The organism is Paenibacillus sp. KACC 21273 (assembly GCF_028736095.1).
In the GTDB taxonomy this organism is placed as follows: domain Bacteria; phylum Bacillota; class Bacilli; order Paenibacillales; family Paenibacillaceae; genus Saccharibacillus; species Saccharibacillus kyungheensis.
The window spans coordinates 2,075,202-2,096,462 of record NZ_CP117876.1; the positions used below are offsets into that span (position 1 = coordinate 2,075,202).

21 protein-coding genes are annotated in these 21,261 nt (G+C 40.5%); 15 read left to right on the top strand and 6 right to left on the bottom strand.

Features of this window, described 5'->3' with window-relative positions; genetic code table 11:
• Positions 1 to 66 precede the first annotated feature (66 nt).
• From purT to gyrA, 10 genes are all read left to right on the top strand, one after another.
• On the top strand, positions 67 to 1,254 hold the full coding sequence (gene purT, locus PQ460_RS09415; RefSeq protein WP_274172448.1) for a formate-dependent phosphoribosylglycinamide formyltransferase: 1,188 nt from the start codon (positions 67 to 69) through the stop codon (positions 1,252 to 1,254).
• On the top strand, positions 1,244 to 1,699 hold the full coding sequence (locus PQ460_RS09420; protein WP_161594173.1) for a GNAT family N-acetyltransferase: 456 nt from the start codon (positions 1,244 to 1,246) through the stop codon (positions 1,697 to 1,699). The genes purT and PQ460_RS09420 overlap by 11 nt, the downstream gene beginning before the upstream one ends.
• Before the next feature lie 146 nt (positions 1,700 to 1,845).
• On the top strand, positions 1,846 to 2,373 hold the full coding sequence (locus tag PQ460_RS09425; protein ID WP_443147199.1) for a CAP domain-containing protein: 528 nt from the start codon (positions 1,846 to 1,848) through the stop codon (positions 2,371 to 2,373).
• A 214-nt stretch (positions 2,374 to 2,587) separates the two neighbouring features.
• The gene (locus PQ460_RS09430; RefSeq protein WP_273612804.1) at positions 2,588 to 2,860 is read left to right on the top strand and encodes a DUF1450 domain-containing protein; all 273 of its coding nucleotides are present in this window, start codon (positions 2,588 to 2,590) and stop codon (positions 2,858 to 2,860) included.
• Positions 2,861 to 3,082: 222 nt separating this feature from the next.
• Positions 3,083 to 3,913, top strand: a complete 831-nt coding sequence (locus tag PQ460_RS09435; RefSeq protein ID WP_274172449.1) for a GDSL-type esterase/lipase family protein — start codon at positions 3,083 to 3,085, stop codon at positions 3,911 to 3,913.
• Between the two features lie 40 nt (positions 3,914 to 3,953).
• Positions 3,954 to 4,958, top strand: coding sequence for an ABC transporter ATP-binding protein (locus tag PQ460_RS09440; protein ID WP_274172450.1), 1,005 nt, complete (start codon positions 3,954 to 3,956; stop codon positions 4,956 to 4,958).
• Complete coding sequence (locus PQ460_RS09445) at positions 4,951 to 5,940, top strand: ABC transporter permease (protein WP_274172451.1); 990 nt, start codon at positions 4,951 to 4,953, stop codon at positions 5,938 to 5,940. The genes PQ460_RS09440 and PQ460_RS09445 overlap by 8 nt, the downstream gene beginning before the upstream one ends.
• A gap of 368 nt (positions 5,941 to 6,308) precedes the next feature.
• Entirely contained in the window at positions 6,309 to 8,294 is a 1,986-nt protein-coding gene (parE, locus tag PQ460_RS09450) for a DNA topoisomerase IV subunit B (RefSeq protein ID WP_273612800.1), read from the top strand.
• A 46-nt stretch (positions 8,295 to 8,340) separates the two neighbouring features.
• A complete protein-coding gene (locus PQ460_RS09455) occupies positions 8,341 to 8,463 on the top strand; it encodes a hypothetical protein (protein WP_273612799.1) in 123 nt (40 codons plus the stop codon).
• Positions 8,464 to 8,472: 9 nt separating this feature from the next.
• The gene (gyrA, locus tag PQ460_RS09460) at positions 8,473 to 10,935 is read left to right on the top strand and encodes a DNA gyrase subunit A (RefSeq protein WP_443147200.1); all 2,463 of its coding nucleotides are present in this window, start codon (positions 8,473 to 8,475) and stop codon (positions 10,933 to 10,935) included.
• Positions 10,936 to 11,431: 496 nt separating this feature from the next.
• Here the strand turns inward: gyrA and PQ460_RS09465 are convergent, their stop codons facing one another.
• Positions 11,432 to 12,202 carry an RluA family pseudouridine synthase gene (locus PQ460_RS09465; protein WP_273612798.1) on the bottom strand — a complete coding sequence of 257 codons (771 nt, stop codon included), beginning with the start codon at positions 12,200 to 12,202 and terminating at the stop codon, positions 11,432 to 11,434.
• Between the two features lie 10 nt (positions 12,203 to 12,212).
• Positions 12,213 to 13,082 carry a class I SAM-dependent methyltransferase gene (locus PQ460_RS09470; protein ID WP_273612797.1) on the bottom strand — a complete coding sequence of 290 codons (870 nt, stop codon included), beginning with the start codon at positions 13,080 to 13,082 and terminating at the stop codon, positions 12,213 to 12,215.
• Between the two features lie 412 nt (positions 13,083 to 13,494).
• On the opposite strand from PQ460_RS09470, the gene PQ460_RS09475 reads away from it, so the two are divergent.
• Together PQ460_RS09475 and PQ460_RS09480 are read left to right on the top strand one after the other, a co-directional pair.
• Entirely contained in the window at positions 13,495 to 13,947 is a 453-nt protein-coding gene (locus PQ460_RS09475) for a flavodoxin (RefSeq protein ID WP_273612796.1), read from the top strand.
• Between the two features lie 84 nt (positions 13,948 to 14,031).
• The gene (locus tag PQ460_RS09480; RefSeq protein WP_274172452.1) at positions 14,032 to 14,814 is read left to right on the top strand and encodes a hypothetical protein; all 783 of its coding nucleotides are present in this window, start codon (positions 14,032 to 14,034) and stop codon (positions 14,812 to 14,814) included.
• Between the two features lie 238 nt (positions 14,815 to 15,052).
• On the opposite strand, the gene PQ460_RS09485 is transcribed toward PQ460_RS09480, so the two are convergent.
• The 3 genes from PQ460_RS09485 to modA form a co-directional block, all read right to left on the bottom strand.
• A complete protein-coding gene (locus PQ460_RS09485) occupies positions 15,053 to 15,904 on the bottom strand; it encodes a GNAT family N-acetyltransferase (RefSeq protein ID WP_274172453.1) in 852 nt (283 codons plus the stop codon).
• 201 nt (positions 15,905 to 16,105) lie between these two features.
• On the bottom strand, positions 16,106 to 16,786 hold the full coding sequence (gene modB, locus PQ460_RS09490) for a molybdate ABC transporter permease subunit (protein ID WP_274172454.1): 681 nt from the start codon (positions 16,784 to 16,786) through the stop codon (positions 16,106 to 16,108).
• Positions 16,783 to 17,592 carry a molybdate ABC transporter substrate-binding protein gene (gene modA, locus PQ460_RS09495; RefSeq protein WP_443147210.1) on the bottom strand — a complete coding sequence of 270 codons (810 nt, stop codon included), beginning with the start codon at positions 17,590 to 17,592 and terminating at the stop codon, positions 16,783 to 16,785. Before modA ends, modB begins: the two co-directional genes overlap by 4 nt.
• A 285-nt stretch (positions 17,593 to 17,877) precedes the next feature.
• On the opposite strand from modA, the gene PQ460_RS09500 reads away from it, so the two are divergent.
• Positions 17,878 to 19,047 carry a helix-turn-helix transcriptional regulator gene (locus PQ460_RS09500; protein ID WP_274172456.1) on the top strand — a complete coding sequence of 390 codons (1,170 nt, stop codon included), beginning with the start codon at positions 17,878 to 17,880 and terminating at the stop codon, positions 19,045 to 19,047.
• A gap of 25 nt (positions 19,048 to 19,072) precedes the next feature.
• Complete coding sequence (locus PQ460_RS09505; RefSeq protein ID WP_274172457.1) at positions 19,073 to 19,690, top strand: hypothetical protein; 618 nt, start codon at positions 19,073 to 19,075, stop codon at positions 19,688 to 19,690.
• 132 nt (positions 19,691 to 19,822) lie between these two features.
• Here the strand turns inward: PQ460_RS09505 and PQ460_RS09510 are convergent, their stop codons facing one another.
• A complete protein-coding gene (locus PQ460_RS09510; RefSeq protein WP_274172458.1) occupies positions 19,823 to 20,671 on the bottom strand; it encodes an AraC family transcriptional regulator in 849 nt (282 codons plus the stop codon).
• Positions 20,672 to 20,862: 191 nt separating this feature from the next.
• On the opposite strand from PQ460_RS09510, the gene PQ460_RS09515 reads away from it, so the two are divergent.
• Complete coding sequence (locus tag PQ460_RS09515) at positions 20,863 to 21,183, top strand: antibiotic biosynthesis monooxygenase family protein (protein WP_273612788.1); 321 nt, start codon at positions 20,863 to 20,865, stop codon at positions 21,181 to 21,183.
• Positions 21,184 to 21,261 lie beyond the last annotated feature (78 nt).

Here is a 21,261-nt window from a genome sequence, read left to right on the forward strand (position 1 = left end):
AAATGACGTAAGCAGTACCATGTAGGTTGCAGTGCAAAACATGTGTATAAGGGAGTGCTGTCTATCATGTGGGGGGCCCCAAATTCTCGTCAAGCGAAACGGATGTTGATGCTTGGGAGTGGAGAACTTGGCAAGGAAGTAGTGATCGAAGCTCAGCGGCTCGGTATTGAATGTATTGCTGTTGACCGCTATCCGGATGCACCTGCGATGCAGGTTGCTCATCGTTCTCATGTGATTGATATGCTCGATGGCGACAAGCTAAGAGAAGTCATTATCAGTGAACAACCGGATTACATTGTACCTGAGATTGAAGCGATTGCGACAGATGTTCTGGTAGAACTAGAGCAAGAAGGCTACAATGTAGTGCCTACCGCAGTTGCAGCCCAATTAACGATGGATCGTGAGGGGATACGCCGTCTGGCATCCGAGACACTTGGATTGCCTACTGCTGCGTACCGATTCGCTGATAATTTGGAGCAACTGAAAGAGGCTGTTGCAGTACTTGGAACACCCTGCGTAGTAAAGCCGCTTATGAGCTCGTCTGGCAAAGGGCAGAGCGTATGTCGTACACCTGAAGATGCTTCGGCATGTTGGGATGCGGCGCTTGAAGGAGCAAGAGGCAAATCAGTTCGTGTTATTGTAGAAGCTTTTGTTCATTTTGAAAGTGAGATTACACTGCTTACGGTGCGTTGTGCCTCTGGAACGTTGTTTTGTCCGCCAATCGGTCATATTCAACGCGATGGAGACTATGTGGAGTCGTGGCAACCGCACCCAATGACTGCATCACAGCTAGAAGAAGCGCAACGTATTGCTGCAACCATTACAGAACGTCTGGGTGGATACGGATTGTTCGGTGTCGAACTCTTTTTAACCCCGGATGGTGTTGTATTTAGCGAAGTGTCGCCAAGACCGCATGATACAGGAATGGTTACAATGATTACTCAAGATTTATCAGAGTTTGCTCTGCATGTGCGAGCGATTCTTGGTTTTGAGATTCCGAGTATTCACTTGTTAACCCCTGGTGCATCAGCGACACTCAAAGCAACACAAGCTTCCAAAGATTTTGTCGTTGGCGGAATAGATGAAGCATTGAAGTTACCTCGTACGCAAGTACGTGTATTCGGTAAGCCGGAGACCAAGCCGGGTCGCCGAATGGCTGTAGCTCTCAGTGCGGATGAAAGTGTGGAAATCGCGCGGAAGCGAGCCGTGCAAGCGGCAGCTCTGCTAAAAGAGGAGTATGTACATGTCGACTAGTGTATTAATGCCTGTTGCAGAAGTCCGTAAATTCGAAAGTAAAGATGTTCAAGCTCTAACTGCTTTAATGCGTGAACTTCGTTATCCGATGACGGAAAGTGTACTGCGCGACCGGATGGAAGCGCTGGAAGGCAAACCGCAATTTTTGACTCTTGTTGCAGAACGTGAAGGACAGGTCGTCGGTATGATCGCTATGTACCGTGAGACTTCATATGAGACAGGACAACAGACTTCACAAATTACAGGTCTAATCATTTCTGCGAATTATCGTGGTCAAGGTATTGGACGTGAATTGATTGCTCAAGCTGAAAAGCAAGCAAATGAAGCTGGAGATCACTCTGTCTATGTAACAGGAATGAACCGTGACGAACGTCTATCCTCATGCTCTTTTTATCAACATATGGGCTATGAGAAGATTGGATGCCGGTACATTAAAAAAATGTAATTCCGCTATACACAGCCACACCTTTCGAAAAGGCATCAGAGCTATCTCTGGTGCCTTTTTGCTTTGCAATTTGGAGCAAAGTTGGAAATGAAATACCATTAGATGGTAAAATACATGGTGATTCTGAATCTAAAGGAGGAACACCATTGAACAATAAACGTACCTTATTCAAGCGTATCACCTCAACTGCTGCCGCAGCAGTCCTTGTAGCCGTAACGATAGCAGCTCCTGCCCAAGCTGCTACGTACCATGTGAAATCAACTTCTAAACCTTTATATGCCAGTCAGAGCGCTACAGCCGATACCTCTGCATTTGCAGACCAAGTCGTAGAAGTAGTGAATCAGGAACGTGCCAAAGTAGGTCTCAAAGCGTTATCTGTAGACAGCAAGCTCCAAACGATGGCACAGGATAAAGCAATCGATATGTTCAAAAATAATTATTTTGATCACACATCACCAACGTACGGAACCCCTTTTGAAATGATGAAAACCTACGGCATCAGTTATCGTGCCGCTGGGGAGAATATCGCCAAAGGGCAGACTTCTCCTGCTCAAGTTATGAAGTCATGGATGAACAGTTCCGGTCACAAAGCCAACATTCTCAGTTCCAATTTTACTGCTATAGGCGTAGGATATCAGAATGGAGTATGGGTACAGGACTTTATAGGAAAATAAAATCAGACAAAAGTAAAATTAAAGAAAAGTATAGTGATTTTTGAGTGATAAGATTTAAAAAGAAATACCCAAATACCTGTTTCCTTTCTTTTTAAGAAGGAAGCAGGTATTTTTATATACTTATAAGAAGTATAATCGTTACATATCGATAGCGATTAGGGTAAAGAAGAGTACATTATCGTCATGTAGCAACACATAGAGGAGACAACAAGCGATGAAAACGATCAAATATTGTACAAAAAATGAAAAATTAGGTACAAAGCAAGTATATAAAGCACTTAAAAAAGAGTTCCCTGATATCAAACAAAAACAAAAAAGTTGCTTGAGTGAATGTAAATCTTGTCGTAAACAACCGATCGCTTTAGTAGGTAAAAAAACGCTTATATGCGAAGAAACGCCTGAACTATTGTATGCCAAATTGGTCGAAATGATTCATGCTTCGGATGATAAAAAAGGGAAAAAAGAAAAAAAGAAAGCAAAACAATAATATTAAAATGTAAATAAGTAGATATGAAGAAGGTGGTAGATCAATCTCAACCATCTTCTTTTTGCTATATTTATTATTAAAATCGATACGATAGTTTCTAACTGTTTGGAAGTTGCGTACGTACTGTATATAATAGATAGATAACCTATCTTAATAATGAACCGCGAGTCATCATACCAAGTGGCAGATGTTGTTCATATTTTCAGCACAGGAGGACAAATTATGAAATCATCCAAATCGTCAGTGCGTATCTGGCGAATCACAGGTATCTCATCTATTGTAGCCACGATTGTATTGATTGGCGGCTTTATTTATGCGATTTCTGATGTATTACATCCTGTAGGTAGCACGTATACAGGCACAGCATCTACAGATCCTGCCACAAGTGAAACAGCGACATCCACCGCTAATGCAGACGGTTCTTTTCGGGTGACAGTGTTGGGCGATTCGCTTGCTAAAGGTACAGGAGACGATGATGGTAGCGGATTTGCTCGTCGTACTGTAGATTTACTGCAAAAAGACGGCAAAGATGCTAAATTAGTCGCTAATCTAGGCATTAACGGACAAAAAACAGCAGCGGTTTTATCTTCACTAGAACAACCGGGTGTACAACATGTTTTGCAACAATCGAATATGATTTTTGTATCGATCGGTGCTAATGATTTATTTAACGCCGGTGAAGCACTAGGTAATAATCAGCAACAAGCACCAACCCAACAACAACTACTAGCTAATCTTCCCAAAGCAAGTAAAACACTACAACAAATATTAGAGCGGATCGCTAAAATTAATCCAGATGCTCATATTTTGTACCTCGGACTGTATAATCCATTTTCTGATTTACCTGAACTGCGTGTACCCGGTAATGAAGCGGTTACCACATGGAATACGACAGCAATGAATATTATTAATAGTCAATCTAATATGTCGCTGATTCCTACCTTTGATCTATTTCAGCAAAATATAAATAAATATTTATCTTCTGATCATTTCCATCCTAATGGTACAGGTTATGAACAAATTGCAGAACGTGTCGTCCAAAGTATCGAATAATGATTGATAGCGTATATGGAAATGAGAGAGGAGCTAGACCATGATTGATTCGAAGTCTACAGTTACCCATTCGCAGTCTACATCATCTCAAGAAGAGATTGTATTATCTGTGCAACATGTGAAAAAGAAAATCGGCAAAAAGTGGATTATCAAAGACGTCACTTTCGAAGTCAAAGCAGGTGAAATTTTTGGCTTTTTAGGACCCAATGGTGCAGGTAAAACAACGACTATTCGAATGTTGGTCAATTTAATTCGTCCGACTGAAGGAACGATAAATATTTGTGGCTACGATGTCACCAAGCAACCGGAAAAAGCATTAGCTTATGTCGGTTCAATCGTTGAAAATCCTGAAATGTATCCCTATCTGACAGGCTGGGAAAACCTGGAGCATTTTGCACGTATGCAACCAGGAGTTGATGAGAAACGGATTCAAGAAGTGACTGAAATCGTTCGTCTGGATGAGCGTATTCACGATAAAGTAAGCAAGTACTCACTAGGGATGCGTCAACGGCTCGGCATTGCTCAAGCGTTGTTAGGTCGCCCTAGATTGCTTATTTTGGATGAACCAACCAATGGACTTGACCCTAAAGGGATTCGAGATATGCGTATTTTTATTCGCGAATTAGCAGCGCAAGGTATGGCTGTATTTGTATCCAGCCATTTATTAAGTGAGATCCAACTGCTTTGTGATCGGGTAGCGATTGTAGGGCGGGGAAGTGTGATTGCTGTAGGTGGAGTAACTGAACTGGTAGAAGATACACAGCATCTGGTGATTTGGGAACTAGAGCCTCAGATGCAAGGAGAACAGATTCTACAATCTATTCCTTCTATTCAAGTACTTGATCTAGAAAGTTCTAATATCGATAACGATACAGCCGCTTCGCTTCGAATGAACTCCATTATCACAGCGACACCGGAAGAAGATATCTCAACAACGATAGCGACTCTTGTACAAGCAGGGGTTCAGATTCATAATGTACGCAAACTTAGCCCGACGCTGGAACAACTATTTCTGGGCGTGACAGAAGGTGAATTTATTGAATAGTATATGGCCATTGGTACAGAATGAGACAATCAAAATCATTAAGAAAAAAAGATTTTATGTCGTGCTATTGGTTTTATTGGTACTGGTACCGATGTTTACTTATGCACAGATGCGTCAAGCTCAGGAGAATCGCACAAAGTTTGGTGAAGACTGGCGTGTAGAATTACAGCAAGCGATCACCGATAATCAGAATTCTTTAGGTAGTGATCGTGTACCCGAAGAATGGAAAAAGTATCGTCGTGTGTTTGTACAACAGATGCAATATTATTTAGAAAATGATGTGAATCCAAATGAACCGGGCGGAGTTACATTTACGCGTGAGTTTTTGGACAATTCCAGTAGTTTATTTATTCCACTGCTGATTATGACCATCGCTTCTGACCTTGTATCTGCTGAACGAACAGGCGGAACAATTAAAATGTTGCTGACAAGGCCGATTCGCAGGTGGAAAGTATTATTGAGTAAATTGATTACGCTGACGATGTTTGTCTCGCTGATTGTCGTTTGTACCTTTATTATTTCCTATGTGATCTCAGGTGCAGCATTTGGCTATAGTGGATTTAATATCCCTGTATTTACCGGATTCCAGCCAAGCGATACCGGAACCGATATGAGTACAGTACATGCTGTAGCACAATGGCAATTTATTTTGATGCAAATGGGACTGATCTGGTTTGTCGGTTTGACAGTTGGGTTACTTGCCTTTATGGTATCTGTGTTGGTGCGTAGTACCGCAGCCAGTATTGTGATTATGATGGCTTCGTTGATCGCAGGAACGATATTGACCAATATGGCGGCTTCTTGGAGCACAGCTAAGTATTTATTTATGGTCAATCTGGGATTAACGAATTACCTGTCAGGTAGCCCGGCACCCATAGAAGGAATGACTTTGCCATTCTCACTAGGAGTATTAGCTGTATGGGCATTCATATCTGTTATTATATCGTTTGCTGTTTTTACAAAAAGAGATGTACTCAATTAAAAAGTATGTTTTTTATGCCTGCTAATCTTATTTAGGATCAGCAGGCAAGTTTATTTACAAAAGATCATCCATGCTAATATAATGGGAAATCGTAGAATAATGCTAGAAGTATCTTTACGAAATGAAAAGATTAGATTACACTTAAAAGATAAATGGAAACATGTGTTTGCATTATAGAAATAACTTGAGCGATAATTACATTTTATGTAAATCAAAATGGTCGACAAAATAAAAGCGTATGATATGATAGTTCGGGGTCAAGCGCGATTATTGATTTACCTATGGTATAATTTTCGACTAAGATTTATAATGCTAATCGAAGGTCTAACAGAACAAAGCAATATTTAGATTAAAGAGGGGGACCATGAATGGTCGAAAAGATCGATTCACTCACAAATTCATCCCGTGGTAATGTTAATCCGCCAGTTTCCGGGTATGATGCTGACGACATTCAGGTGCTTGAAGGGCTGGTTGCCGTACGGAAACGTCCGGGGATGTATATCGGTAGTACAAGTTCATCTGGGCTTCATCATCTCGTATGGGAGATTGTGGACAACGCAGTTGACGAGCATTTGGCAAAACATTGTTCAAAAATTGAGATTTCACTGAACAAAGATGGTTCAGTTACAGTTTTTGATAACGGACGCGGTATTCCGACAGGAATGCATAAAAGTGGAGTACCTACACCACAGGTTGTATTTACCATTTTGCATGCCGGAGGTAAATTCGGCGGTGGAGGATACAAAAAGTCCGGAGGTCTACATGGAGTTGGTGCTTCTGTAACCAACGCTTTATCCGAGTGGCTGGAAGTAGAAATTTATCGTGATGGTGGTATTCATCGTCAACGTTTTGAATATTGGGTTGATAAAAAAGGCAAAGAACATGTAGGTGAACCTGTAAGTGGTCTAGAAGTGATTGGCAAAACCAAAATTACAGGAACAAAAGTTACATTCAAACCAGATATTCGTGTGTTCCAACAAGGGATAGCATTGAATTATGATACGCTTGCTGAACGTCTGCAAGAGATCGCTTTTCTAAATTCAGGACTAGAAATTTTGCTAAAAGACGACCGTAATGATAAAGAAGATCGTTTTTATTATGAAGGTGGAGCTAGTCAATTCGTAGAATTTCTGAATGAAGGTAAAGACGTATTGCATGATGTTATTCATTTCAATATTGAACGTGAAGATATCGAAGTCGAAGTAGCGATGCAGTACAATGCAGGGTATACCGAGACGCTTGCTTCATTTGTTAATTCGATCCCTACACGGGGCGGCGGTACACATGAGACAGGATTCAGAACAGCATACACTCGCGTATTAAATGATTATGCTCGCAAAACAGCGCTTATCAAAGAAAAAGATAAAAACCTCGAAGGTGGAGATTTACGTGAAGGCATGATGGCGGTAATCAGCGTCAAAATGTCAGATGTAGAATTTGTGGGTCAGACCAAAGACCAATTGGGTAGTTCTTCCGCGCGTGGAGCAGTAGATGCTGTCGTCGCTGAAAATATGCAACGTTTTCTTGAGGAAAACCCACAAGTCGGCCAAAAACTGATTAAAAAAGCGGTTCAAGCTTCTCGTGCACGCGAAGCGGCTCGTAAAGCACGTGACGATATGCGTACAGGACGCAAACGTAGTGAAAGTTCGAATCTGAACGGTAAGCTAAGCCCTGCGCAATCCAAAGATTTTTCTAAAAATGAACTATTTATCGTCGAAGGAGATTCGGCAGGTGGTTCTGCGAAGCAAGGACGAGATTCCAAAATTCAAGCGATCTTACCACTCAAAGGTAAACCGATGAATCCGGAGAAATCCAAACTTGCTGATGTAATGAAAAATGAAGAGTATCGGGCGATTATTTCTGCTATTGGAGCAGGAGTAGGAACAGAATTTGCGATAGAAGATAGCAACTACTCCAAAATCATTATTATGACCGATGCGGATACCGATGGTGCTCATATTCAAGTCTTATTACTGACGTTCTTCTACCGTTATATGAAGCAATTGATCGATAATGGTAAAGTCTATATTGCTCAACCTCCGTTGTACAAAATTTCTCAACGTGCAGGTAAAAAATCGCAAGAACGTTATGTATGGACAGACGAAGAATTGAACCAATCGATGAAAGAGTTTGGCAAAAACGTCGATTTGCAACGCTATAAAGGATTAGGAGAAATGAATCCCGAGCAATTATGGGAGACAACGATGAATCCTGAAAGTCGTACGTTATTGCAGGTGCAGATCGAAGATGCTGCCAAAGCAGAGCGTCGTGTATCTACACTGATGGGTGACAAAGTCGATCCTCGTAAACGTTGGATTGTAGAAAATGTAGACTTTACAGAATATGTAGAGTAATACACTAGATAATATGTAAATTGAATTGTAGTAATGATGAAACTAAATGAGCCGCTGCGTTAGTGCAGATGGAAGTGAGCATCATACCGTACTTGGTTGGAATGGTATTCACTTCCCTCTGTACTCTGCGGCGGCTTCAAAATTATCCGGCGATAAGCTCGGAAGGTAAGGTGAACGGATGGCTATTGAAAATAACGATAAATTTTTGCCAGCATTTCTAGAAGAAATCGTTGGAGACCGTTTTGGTCGCTACTCTAAATATATTATTCAAGACCGCGCAATTCCTGATGTTCGTGATGGATTAAAGCCGGTACAACGCCGTATTTTGTACGCGATGTACGACTCGGGCAATACTCCTGAAAAAGGATACCGCAAATCTGCCAAAACGGTCGGCGATGTGATGGGTAATTATCACCCTCATGGTGATTCATCGATCTATGATGGTATGGTACGGATGGCACAACCATGGAAAATGAGTCATACGCTTGTCGATGGACATGGTAACTGGGGATCTCCTGATGATGATCCAGCAGCAGCGATGCGTTATACAGAAGCACGTCTATCTTCGATAGCGATGGAAATTTTGCGTGATATTGATCGCAACACCGTACAATTTAAAGATAATTTTGATAATACGACGCAAGAGCCGGTCGTTCTACCTTCTCGTTATCCTAACTTGTTAGTGAACGGAGTAAGTGGAATTTCGTCTGGTTTTGCTACTGAAATTCCTCCGCACAGTCTACGCGAAGTGATTGAAGGCTGTATTGCGTTAATGGAAAATCCAGAAATGGAACTGCCTGAATTGATGAATTATATCAAAGGCCCTGATTTTCCAACAGGTGGTACAATTATGGGCGGAGACGGCATACGAGATGCGTACTCTACAGGAAAAGGACGTATTTACGTACGTTCCAAAACCGAAATCGAAACATTACGTGGCGGCAAACAACAGATCGTTATTACCGAGATTCCTTATCAAGTTGTCAAAGTTCGCCTTGTCACCGCGATGGAAAATATACGGCTTGAGAAAAAAGTAGAAGGTATCGCTGAAGTTCGTGATGAAAGTGGACGCGATGGACTACGAATCGTTATTGAACTGAAAAAAGAAGCAGATGCACAAGGAATTCTTGCTTATTTGCTTAAAAAAACCGATCTACAAGTTACTTATAACTTCAATATGGTAGCGATTGTAAATAAAGCTCCTCAGCAAATGGGACTTAAAAGTATTCTGGAAGCTTATATTGCTCATCAACGTGAAGTGGTGACACGTCGTACACAACATGATCTTGATAAAGTTGAAGATCGTGCACATGTATTGGAAGGTCTGGCTAAAGCACTAAATGTATTGGATGAAGTCATTGCAGCAATCAAAGCGTCTAAAAACCGTCAGGATGCACAAAATAATTTGCAATGGATGTTTGGTCTTACTGAACGCCAAGCAGATGCTATTTTGACGCTTCAATTGTATCGCATAACCAATCTAGAAATTAATCAGGTTGAAAAAGAACTGAATGATATCCAGAAAAAAATTACGAATTTCCGTGCGATTCTTGGTAGCGATAAAAAGCTAGTTGGATTGATCAAAAAAGAATTAATGGAAATTTATGATAAGCATGGTATTAATCGTCGTTCGATTATTCAAGATGAAGTTGAAGAATTAAAAGTTAATCTTGAAGTGATGATTAATTCCGAAGATGTACTGGTTAGCCTTTCTAACGATGGTTATATTAAGCGTACCAGTATGATGTCTTTCAATCGTTCCGGTGGAGAACGCAATGGATCAGGTGCTAAGGAAGATGATTATATTCGTGATGTGATAAATGTAAATACACTCGATAGTCTGCTTGTATTTACACAGCGAGGACAATATTTCTTATTGCCTGTTCATCAGATTCCTGATTTTAAATGGAAAGAAACAGGAAAAGCGATTGTAAATATTATTCCGATGACTCGCGAAGATCGCATCGTAACGATGATTCCTGTTCGTAATTTTGAAGAAGAACAAGCAGATTTGATCTTTGTCACCAAGCGAGGTCAAGTGAAGCGTACAGAAATTAAAGAGTATGCAACTAAGCGTTCAGGAGCAGTCGCTGCTTGTAAGCTAGGGGATGGGGATGAAGTGATCTCAGTCACCCGGGCAGGACAAGCAAGAGACTTGATGCTAATTACCAAAGACGGTATGAGTATCCGTTTCCGCGCCGAAGAAGTCAATCCAATGGGTCGTGTAGCAGCAGGTGTACGTGGGATTCAACTGGTTGGAGACGATGAAGTTGCTGTAGTCTTATGGGTAGATGGAGAAGAAGGACAATTGATGGTCATTACCGATCTCGGTTATGCCAAACGTACTTCATTGTTACAATATCAGACGCAAAGTCGTGGTGGTAAAGGATTATCCACTTTTGAGTTCAAAGAAGGTAAACGTTCCAAACCTAACGGCAATCGCATTATCGGTGCTTTTGTCTGCGAAGAACATCGTTCATTCCTAGCTATTTTACCTCCTAATCGCATGATCGGATTCAATAGCAAAGCCGCACTACAAACCGATGAACGTAGACATATTGGTAAACAGATTGTCGAAATGGACAAAGCAGATAGTATTACCGGAATTGTAGAAGATTTATCTTCTAACAGCTCTACCTGATTTTTTTAAGTGAAAATAAAATAATGCTATAAAATAAACTTCTCTTGCTATCTACAGACAGCAAGAGAAGTTTTTGTACATATTTATCGCCTAACAACAATTTGACGTATATTAAATAGTAAAGAAAAAACGATACAGTTATAATATTATATTTTGAAGTAGTGGAACCTCAAAGTATCTTCATGCACGAAGCGGAGAGAATAAATGATTCTGAAAGAGCGAAGCGCTCGCCTTTAAGAAGGGATATTTACTGCTATAATAGTGATTCAAAATATCCCTTCTTAACAGCGACGGAAAGAATAGCTATTCTCGAAGCGCATGTACACCAAAACACCAGTACAAATCTCTAAATTTAAATCTCTGCTGAATTAATATTCCAATATAAATGAAAAAAAGCTTTTCCGCTCCTTGATTACAAGGCAATGGAAAAGCTTTTTTGTATCCTATTTATACAATACTGAGATTAATTTCGCACATTATCTCAATTTTGTTCTACTTACTTCAACTTCGTTTGCTCCAATTCAAGCTCTAACCGTTGCTTCAATTGCTCATAAATATCACTCGACCATTCAATCCATGGCTTAGTCTGCGGAGGAAGTGAGATCATAGAGATCATTCGACCACCGACAGGATGAGGAACAGCAGTCAGTACTGACCACAATGCTAATTGTTCACCACGACGGTTTACTTCAGCACCATACTTTTGATCCCCGAATAACGGATAACCTGCATGAGACATTTGAATCCGAATCTGGTGAGAACGTCCGGTATGCAAATGAATCAAGACTAGCGCCAGATTTAAATCTTCATTTTGAGCCAGTACTTCATAGTCCAGTACAGCTTCTTTACCACCCGTAGTTCCTGCTGGTACTACTGCACCTGTGTTAGTACGCGCATTTTTCAGAAGCACGTCTTTAAGTGTTGCTTTGGATACAGTAGGAATACCACGTACAACCGCTACATAACGTTTCACCATCGTACGACTACGCACAGATTCGGACAAACGAGAAGCCGCTTTGGATGTTTTGGCAAATACCATCGCTCCGCCTACCGGACGATCCAGACGGTGGATCAATCCCAAATAGACATTGCCTGCTTTGTTATAACGCTCTTTCAGATCTTCTTTGATCAACGTCAGCATATCTGGATCGCCTGTTGGATCTTCTTGAGAAGGAATATTTACTGGCTTTACAACGCCGATAATATGATTGTCTTCATAAAGAACAGGAATCGGTTCTCTGCCTTTAGTATTTGAATGTTGTTCCATTTGTTATTCCTCAGCTTTCCCAGCGTCCAAGAATACCACAAGGTAAATTCAGACCTGAGTTCGTGATAGGTAGACCAATTTCTCCAGAAGAAAGGGTACCACCGTAACGTTGTTGCATTGTCATATTCAAAATATTAGACAATACGGTAGGAGCGATTCCTGTTGTATACGAATTGATCAGCATAAATAACGGATTGTCAGACATAATCGACAAGCAAGATTCCAGGAACGGATACAGACTGGATTCCAATTTCCACATTTCGCCACCAGGGCCACGTCCATAGGAAGGAGGGTCCATAATGATTGCATCATATTTGTTACCACGACGTTGCTCACGTTGTACAAATTTAAATACATCATCTGTAATAAAACGTACCGGGCGATCGCCAATACCGGACAATTGATGATTTTCTTTTGCCCATTGCACCATGCCTTTAGCAGCATCTACGTGGACGACATCAGCGCCTGCATAAGAAGCAGCAGTCGTCGCTCCACCAGTATAAGCGAATAAGTTCAACACAGTGATAGGACGACCTGCATTTTTGATTTTGTCCATCATCCAGCTCCAGTTCGCTGCTTGTTCAGGGAATAGACCGGTATGTTTGAAATTTGTTGGTTTGATATGAAAATTCAGATCGCCATAGCGAATATTCCAGCGTTCTGGAATTTTGCGTTTCCATTCCCATTCGCCACCACCTGAAGCGCTACGGTGATAATGCCCGTGGACTTGATTCCAACGCGGGTCTCGATCTGCGGATTGAAGAGGCCAGATGATCTGCGGGTCTGGACGACGTAATAAGATTTCGCCCCAACGCTCCAGACGCTCACCTGCGCCCGTATCAATTAATTCATAATCTTTCCATTGATCAGCAATATACATGTAATAATCCATCCTTATATTTTATTTCTCGATAGATATTGTCTAGGTACAATCATCTATATACAGAGTAGCCTATAAAGCCATCTTTATCAGTTTACCGCATTTCATTGTATAACAATAGATGAAAGGAAGATATATTTGATTTCTACTCTCAAAAAAACAAAAAGCACGGTATAAATCTTTTATATCATATTAGATTAGCTAAAATATAAGTTCAATGAAGCAAATATTTTGCTGTTACATAAACTTTATTACACATTATCTATTAGTCAGAAGAATAAGAACATCTAGATAACAGACGAAAATATCCGTAAAACAAAAATAAATTACAAATTTAAAATTCGTTGTTGACAATGAGAATCATTATCAAGTATGATCAATCCATGGAAAACACATATGCGGGAGGATTACAATGTCTAAAATATTAGTGGTGTTCGCCAGCATGACTGGGAATACAGAAGAAATTGCAGATTTGATTGCTGAAGGAATACAATCCACAGGTGGAGAGGTTGAACTCAAGCAAGCAATGGACTGTGATGCGGATACTCTTTTGGAATACGACGCAGTACTCCTTGGCGCTTATACTTGGGGAGATGGCGAATTGCCAGATGAATTCCTCGACTTTTACGAAGATATGGATCAATTAGATCTTGCCGGTAAAAAAGCCGCTGTATTCGGAAGTGGAGACACGTGTTACGAACAATTTGCAGCCGCTGTCGATATTCTCTCGAATAAGTTGCAAGAGCGTGGTGCAGATATCGTAGTAGAAGGGCTGAAGATCGAATTAAATCCTTCATCCGACGAGAAGGAAACTTGTCGTGAATTCGGTAAAAAATTTGCAAGTGTAGCAGTAAGTGTAGGGTAATTCCTACTAACTTGCTCACTATCTGACACAAAAGTAGATGTAATAAAAGACTTCGTATGATTGGAAAGCAGGTGTTAAGCATATATGAATTATTCTACCGATCAGGCTTCACCTGTTTTGCAGGACTACAAGCTGGAAGAATGGCTACGCATGACATATCGTAATCAAGATCAGTCTCTACCTACACGCAAAGCATCACGTAACCAGACTTCGCCTATTCATTGGAAGCAACGGGTACAATTTGCGATAGGACATGCGATTAATCGTTATTACAGTATGTCACCAGAGCTAAGAGGGATTAGTGATATTGGTCAATTGGTTGATTTCCGTTGGCCCAAGCGTATCTCTTACTTTGATCATGAACAACAGTACTGGCAAGTCAAAGATCTGGTAACGAATAATATTCGTAAGTTGCTTGCAACGAATGAATATGCACCTTACCCGATGATGTTGTATGAACAGCATCAGACTTTGGTTCCAGAACTGCAAACAGACTTGTCGGTTATTTTTCAAGTAGTATGGCAAGTGTCTGAACCAACAGCGCAACCGGATGATTCATCCGGACACAAGAGCCTGATCGTTCAGAAGTTTATCGTTGATGATGATCCTTATACAGCAGAAGCTTTTATTCATCTATCTTCTGTGTTTTGCCAGTCTGCTTTTGGTAGATTACCTGAACGAATCGATATTTTTTCGATTATGGAAGGGACAGTACAGCGACATTATCCTTCACCGGAAAAAGTGTCTGCCTCACTGGATTATCTTCATTTATTACAACATGTTGTACCAGGCGGAACTCAAGTCTGTGAACATTGCAGACAGAACGCTGGTGTGACATCCCTAGCTCCTTCGTGGAGCCTCATGTAGGTGGACCAAGAAACGGGTCAAAATCCCCCCATCTTTTTGACCCGTATTCTTTTCACAATATAAGCAAGACCAACGAACATACGGCTTTCCTGTTACAGGGAATAGAGACCATTTATCCTTCCGTTCCAGTCACATGATACGGTTAAGATAGATGAACCTCTAAGAAAAAGCGTTTATCCAGGCATGGACCGGACCTCCGTGCTTGGTATAAACGCTTTTTCTGTGTTTGCTATTAGATTTAAATTTCAGGCATCGGTGGAGAGTACAGATAATAATCTTGAATATCTTGATGTTGGAACCCGCATGATTCATACAGATAAAGTGCACGATCATTATCAGACACTACATTAAGCCACACACTATGACCTGCTTGACTTTCAGTAAGAGCGACCTGACGTAATGCACTTCGCCCGATACCATGTCCACGTAGCGCTGGATCGATCACAAATCCGTAGATCCAACTATGTTCTCCTTCATAATCCACTTCTATTTTCCCAACCGCTATTCCTGCATGCTCAATAACGATCAATTTACGCGTTTTGGAACGATTGGGATTGGCGAGTGTCGCTAGTGTAGAAGCTTCACTAATAGCAAAAGCATCTGCATCCAATCGTAACCACAAAGGAATATCGTTATCATTAAAGGGACGCAATACCGCCGTTTCCGGTTCATCTACAATAAGATGATTGTGTTCGTTATCCAGTTTGAGCGTGTACTCAATACTGTGTAGAACGACAGGTCTGGTATGCACCCATGCTTGACCGGAGACCGAATCACGAGGCACATTGAGAAGTACTTGCTTGGCGTCTACCAATTGCCCGCGACTCACCGCGTGTTCCCACAATTTTGTAAACACACCTCGTCTACGATAAAGAGGATGAGTCATTCCACATACTTCAATATTTTGTCCCATACGATAAATGCCTAGAAAGCCAATCAATAATTTACCTTCATAATGGAAAAAGTCTTCTACACTTCCGGGAGCGCGATTTTTAAGCATATCCCAGTTTAATTTGAGCATAATAGAATCTTCTTTTTCACAAAGAGCCTGCAATTCCAATATATCTGATAACTGCTGAAGTTTGAGCATAGCTGTACCTCTTTTTTCTGTATTTAATAAAAAGATGATCGATAGACATTATCGATGGCTATGCCGATAAGATCATAAAGTTGATCTTGCACATGTAACCAATGCCTATTATTTTGGTCAGTCTACGTATAATTATATAAGGAATATACTAGATAAAGCTATCTAAGTTTTACAAAATAAAAAAGCATTCGTAGTCACCGGTCAGGTAGAACCACGAATGCGTCCAGTTAATAATAATAGAATAAATGAAATTAGAATCGTAATGATCGTTAAGCTCCATGCTAGTGGCATATTGTTAGCATCGACAGCAAAGTAAATCGCTGTCGGGAGGGTCTGCGTTTTACCCGGGATATTACCAGCAACCATAAGAGTAGCTCCAAATTCTCCGAGCGCTCTGGCAAAAGCCAGCACAAATCCTGTAACCAGAGAGCGCCATGCCAGTGGCAAAATCATATGCCAGAGTAATTGCAATTCGGTAGCCCCTTGAGAGCGGGCGGATTCGAGTACATCTTTATCAACCAGAGCGAATCCAGTTTTGAGTGTCTGATAAGCCAGTGGAAATGAAACTACAGTAGCAGCAATAATTGCTCCTGTTACGCTAAATACAATCGGTTGGTGTGTAAGCCATTCTGCTAATTGTCCAATCCAACTGCGTCTACCTAATATCGTTAATAATAGTAGACCGACAACAGAAGGAGGCAAGACGAGTGGTAACATAAATACAGTCTCTACTATAGACTTGCCGGGAAAAGAGTAACGATTCATTGCCATTGCAATTACAATACTCAGTAAAAAAGCAAGTGTTCCGGCGATACTAGCAATTTGTAAAGAAAGCAGGATCGGCGAACCGATTATATCCCATGACCAGACAAAAGAACTCATGAGCCTGAAGAAGCCTTCACAAATCCATGTTTGACAAAGATCGCTTGCGCTTCATCTGTCTGCAAATAATCGTAAAAGTCAGCGACTTCTTGAGGATGAGTAGTTGCAGAGACGATTCCAGCAGGATATAGAATCGGATCATGACTATCTGCTTTTGTGGTAAAAGCAACTTTTACGCCATCTGAATCCATCGCATCTGTTTTGTATACAAATCCTGCTTCAGCATTCCCTGTTTCTACATAAGAAAGAACTTGCTTCACATCTTTGGTAAGCACAAGTTTGGATTGCAATGAATCCCAAAGATTTGCAGATTCTAAAGTCTGCTTCGCATACATACCCGCCGGAACAGATTCAGGTGTACCGATAGCTATTTTTTTGATGTTTTCATTAGTGAGGTCTTTTGGTGAAGTTAAAGAGAAAGAGCTATCTTTGGGTACTACAAGTACAAGCTGATTAGCTAATAGATCTTTTTCGTGAGCTGTATCAATCAGCTTAGCACTTAGTAAAGCATCCATTTGTTTGCTACCTGCTGAAAAGAAAAGATCTGCGGGAGCACCTTGCTCAATTTGTTTCTGTAATGTACCTGAAGCGGCAAAATTAAAAGTAAGACTCACATTAGGATGTTGTTGCTGATATAACGTTTGGATTTCTTGCAGACTATCGGTTAAGCTTGCCGCCGCTGAAATCGTTAATTGCACAGGCGCATCTTGAGTAGCTGTAGCACTATTTTCATTGGAAGTTGTTGTAGGAGTAGTAGAGTTATCTGTACTGGATGTCGTTGTGGTGGATGAGCAAGCACTGAGCATCAAGAGCACACATACAAGCATAGCAGTCATACTTAGGCGTGATGTAAGCGAAGCAGAACGAAGTGAACGTAAAGAAACTAGAGATTTCAACAAATATTCCTCCTTAAAGTTATAATACAACTATGTATTACACTCATTGTTATATATTAGATCATACTAAATCATTCTAATTATATCTAGTTATAATTAAATATAATGATTCATAAGCGATTCACTTATAGATTAAATTGAAAACACTTCTGATCCACGTTAAGATAAACGTATATTGTTAGGGAGGAACCACCTATGAATGAGCAGGTGTCATACACAACTGAAGAAATCGCCAAATTATTAAAAGTCTCCAAATTAACGGTTTATGATTTGATCAAAAAAGGCGATCTGCCTGCCTATCGTGTCGGCAAACAAATGCGAGTCGATCATTATGATCTAGAAGCTTACAAACAAAAAGCCAAAAACGGCATGATTCGTGAAAATCGAGAAAATGCGGGACAGCTTAATATGACAGCTACTCCACTAGATAGCATGTTGCAGACTTCTTCATCGTCTGATTCAACAGACGTTTCTCCACTTCAACCGGGAGTCGGTAATATTCCACATATGGATTATGAAGATCATACATCTGATGCGGAAGCAACAGTTACACCTGAATTTGTACATGCAGCTTATGCCCGTCCAGAAGAGATTTTGCGGAATACAGGAACGATGAATCCTATAACACAGGAACCTATCACCCCACCAACCAGTGGAAGAACGATTGTGATTACAGGGCAGGATACCAGTCTGGATATTCTGGCACGTTATATGGAAAAAGAAGATAGTCGCTATCGTCCTCTTCGTTCTTTTGCAGGGAGTATGGATAGTCTGGTATCTATGTATATGGGCAATTCCGATATTGTTAGCACTCATTTATTTGATGGAGAGACAGGCGATTATAATTTGCCGTATATTCGTAAAATTCTAGTTTCTCATCCTTGTACAGTGATTAATTTAGCATCGAGAAGAGCAGGATTGTATGTAGCTAAAGGCAATCCAAAAGGGATTCGTTCATGGCAAGACTTAGCTCAAGCTGGACTAACAATGGTAAACCGGGAACGCGGAGCAGGGGCACGTGTATTACTGGATGAGCAACTACGATTGAACGATATTCGTACATCACAGTTACAAGGATATGCACAGGAAGAATCTTCTCATATAGCAGTCGCTGGCAAAGTAGCTAGCGGTCAAGCCGATGTAGGGGTGGGAAGCGAGAAAGCTGCTGCTTTAGTAGGCGTAGAGTTTATTCCATTAACGGTTGAGCGTTATGATCTGGTGATACTCAATAAAACTGAAAATGCAGAATGGATAGCTACATTAAGAAGAATACTATCATCGGATGAATTTAAGCGTGAACTACAAGCAATTGGTGGATATGATCTATCTCGTACAGGGGAAATATTGTACGCCAGTGAATATTAATATATCGAATAAGGAGGACATAATAATGAAAGATAAAGTAAAAGGATTGGTATTAGGGATAGCGATTGGGTCATTGTTAACAGGAACAGGTGTAGCAATGGCAGCAAATACGACCAGTATTCAGGTAGCTTTTAAAAATGTAGGTCTATATATCGATCAAGTCAAAAAGTCGGACGCCAATGTCATTATTTATAAAGGAACAACGTATGTACCAGCTAGAACGATGAGTACAGCTATGAGCAAAGATATTCGTTTGTCCAACAATAATTTGTATATTGGAAGTAATCAGACGAATAGTGCAGGGTCATCGTCCTCTTCTAATTCGGCAAATACGCCAACTCCAACGATACCAACTCCAAGTGCGCCTACCGTACCGGCTACACCATCTTCATCATCCAGTACATCTACTACCAATACATCTGGAGTAAATGAAGCCCAAGCGATTCAATTGGTGAAAGACAAATATAAGTTGAATGGTTCTTCTTATCTGGTGGCAGATGTAGATCATGAAGAAGACAATATGTATGTTGTCCATGTCTATGAAAATGTAGTCGATGATGCAGCGACAGGCGAAGGTCATACCGCTACTTATGGATGGTATTATGTAGATAAAAAAACAGGTGCGATTACATCAATGTTCTAAACAAACGATAACGATGATATGAAATACTCAAAAAGCTGGAACTCGTTAGTGTACACACGAGTTCCAGCTTTTGTTATTTATCATGCCAGCATACTACAAGTCAACTAACACAATACAAGTAACAGATTGCAATTAAGAAGTGATCGGAATCCAGATTTGCGGAGCCACGTTAGGGCCGCCGTATACTTCTAGTTCTGGCAGATACGCATGTTCATAAGCATTAGAAGGAAACCATTCGGAGATGATCTGTTTCCAGACTTTTTGCATACTAGCTGGCATCGGGCCTTCTACTTCAAATACACTCCATTTGGAAGCAGGAATGTGTAAGCTTGATAATCCTTCAGGAATCTCCCCATCGTAAGCTGTAGCAATCCAATACTCCATTTGATTAGATTGTAGTTCAGTCTGATCTACACAGACTCCTAGTAATCCTTTTAGAGCACCATTGTTCAATTCAAATAAACGATCTTCTACACCTTCATGATACGCTTTATCCCACATTTTAGGGATGTCGCGCAGATTTTCACCATTTTCATAAGAGAATGTTTGCTTGATGCCGACTAATGAAAATGCAGGATGTTCGATTATTTTATAATTCATCGGTTCTGCTCCTTTAATATTGACTTGAATCGTTAAGCGATTGAAAGACTTGAGTGAACTACTGTGTTTGCGTGCTTCACTAGGTGCAATCCCATGTTGTCTGCGGAAAGCTTTGGAAAAAGATTCCGGTGTATCGTATCCATATTTATGCGCAAGCTCGATAATTTTGTGCTCACTATGTAGAAGTTCATGTGCAGCCAATGTTAATCGTCTACGTCTCAAATATTCTGCCACGGTGGTATCCGTTAACAACGAAAAGTTACGTTGAAAATAAAAAGGAGACAGATGCGCTTTAGCAGCAATTTGTTCGATCGTTATTGGCTCTAACAAATGTTCTTCCATATAATGAATAGCTGTCTGTAAAGAGGTTATCCAGTTCATTGTTATTGTTCACTCCTTGCTGTTTATTATAAAGGAAAGCAATCGCTCTATCCGGTCATTTTGTGCGCAGTTTTGTCTGTCTTATAGAGAACAGATTATGAATATAATAGGTGTGGCTATAGTTGTTTTGACAATGATAATGATTATCATTTATAATGGTGTAAGATACAGATTTTGAAGGAGGCTTGGCTATGTTTGCTATTATGCGTAGTATCACAGTAACAGAAGGTAACGCCAATCAAGTGGTAGAGCGTTTTAACCAACCTGGTATTTTGGAAGAACAGCCTGGTTTTGTAGATTTGACGATTTTGGTTAAGCAGACTCGTAAAGGGGAAGAAGAAGTTGTGCTTTTATTCCGCTGGGAGTCTGAAGAAGCATGGAAGAACTGGGAGAAAAGTGATGCTCATATTCAAGGGCACCGCCAAAAAGCAGGTCAACCCAAACCTGACTATATCATTAACTCTACAAACGGGAAATATGATATTAAAGCGATCAAAAAAGGTAAAGAATAACACTCAATAACTATGATCATAGAATAAAATGATACACAAAAAGGATGAGCTACCTATAAGTAGTCCATCCTTTTTTTA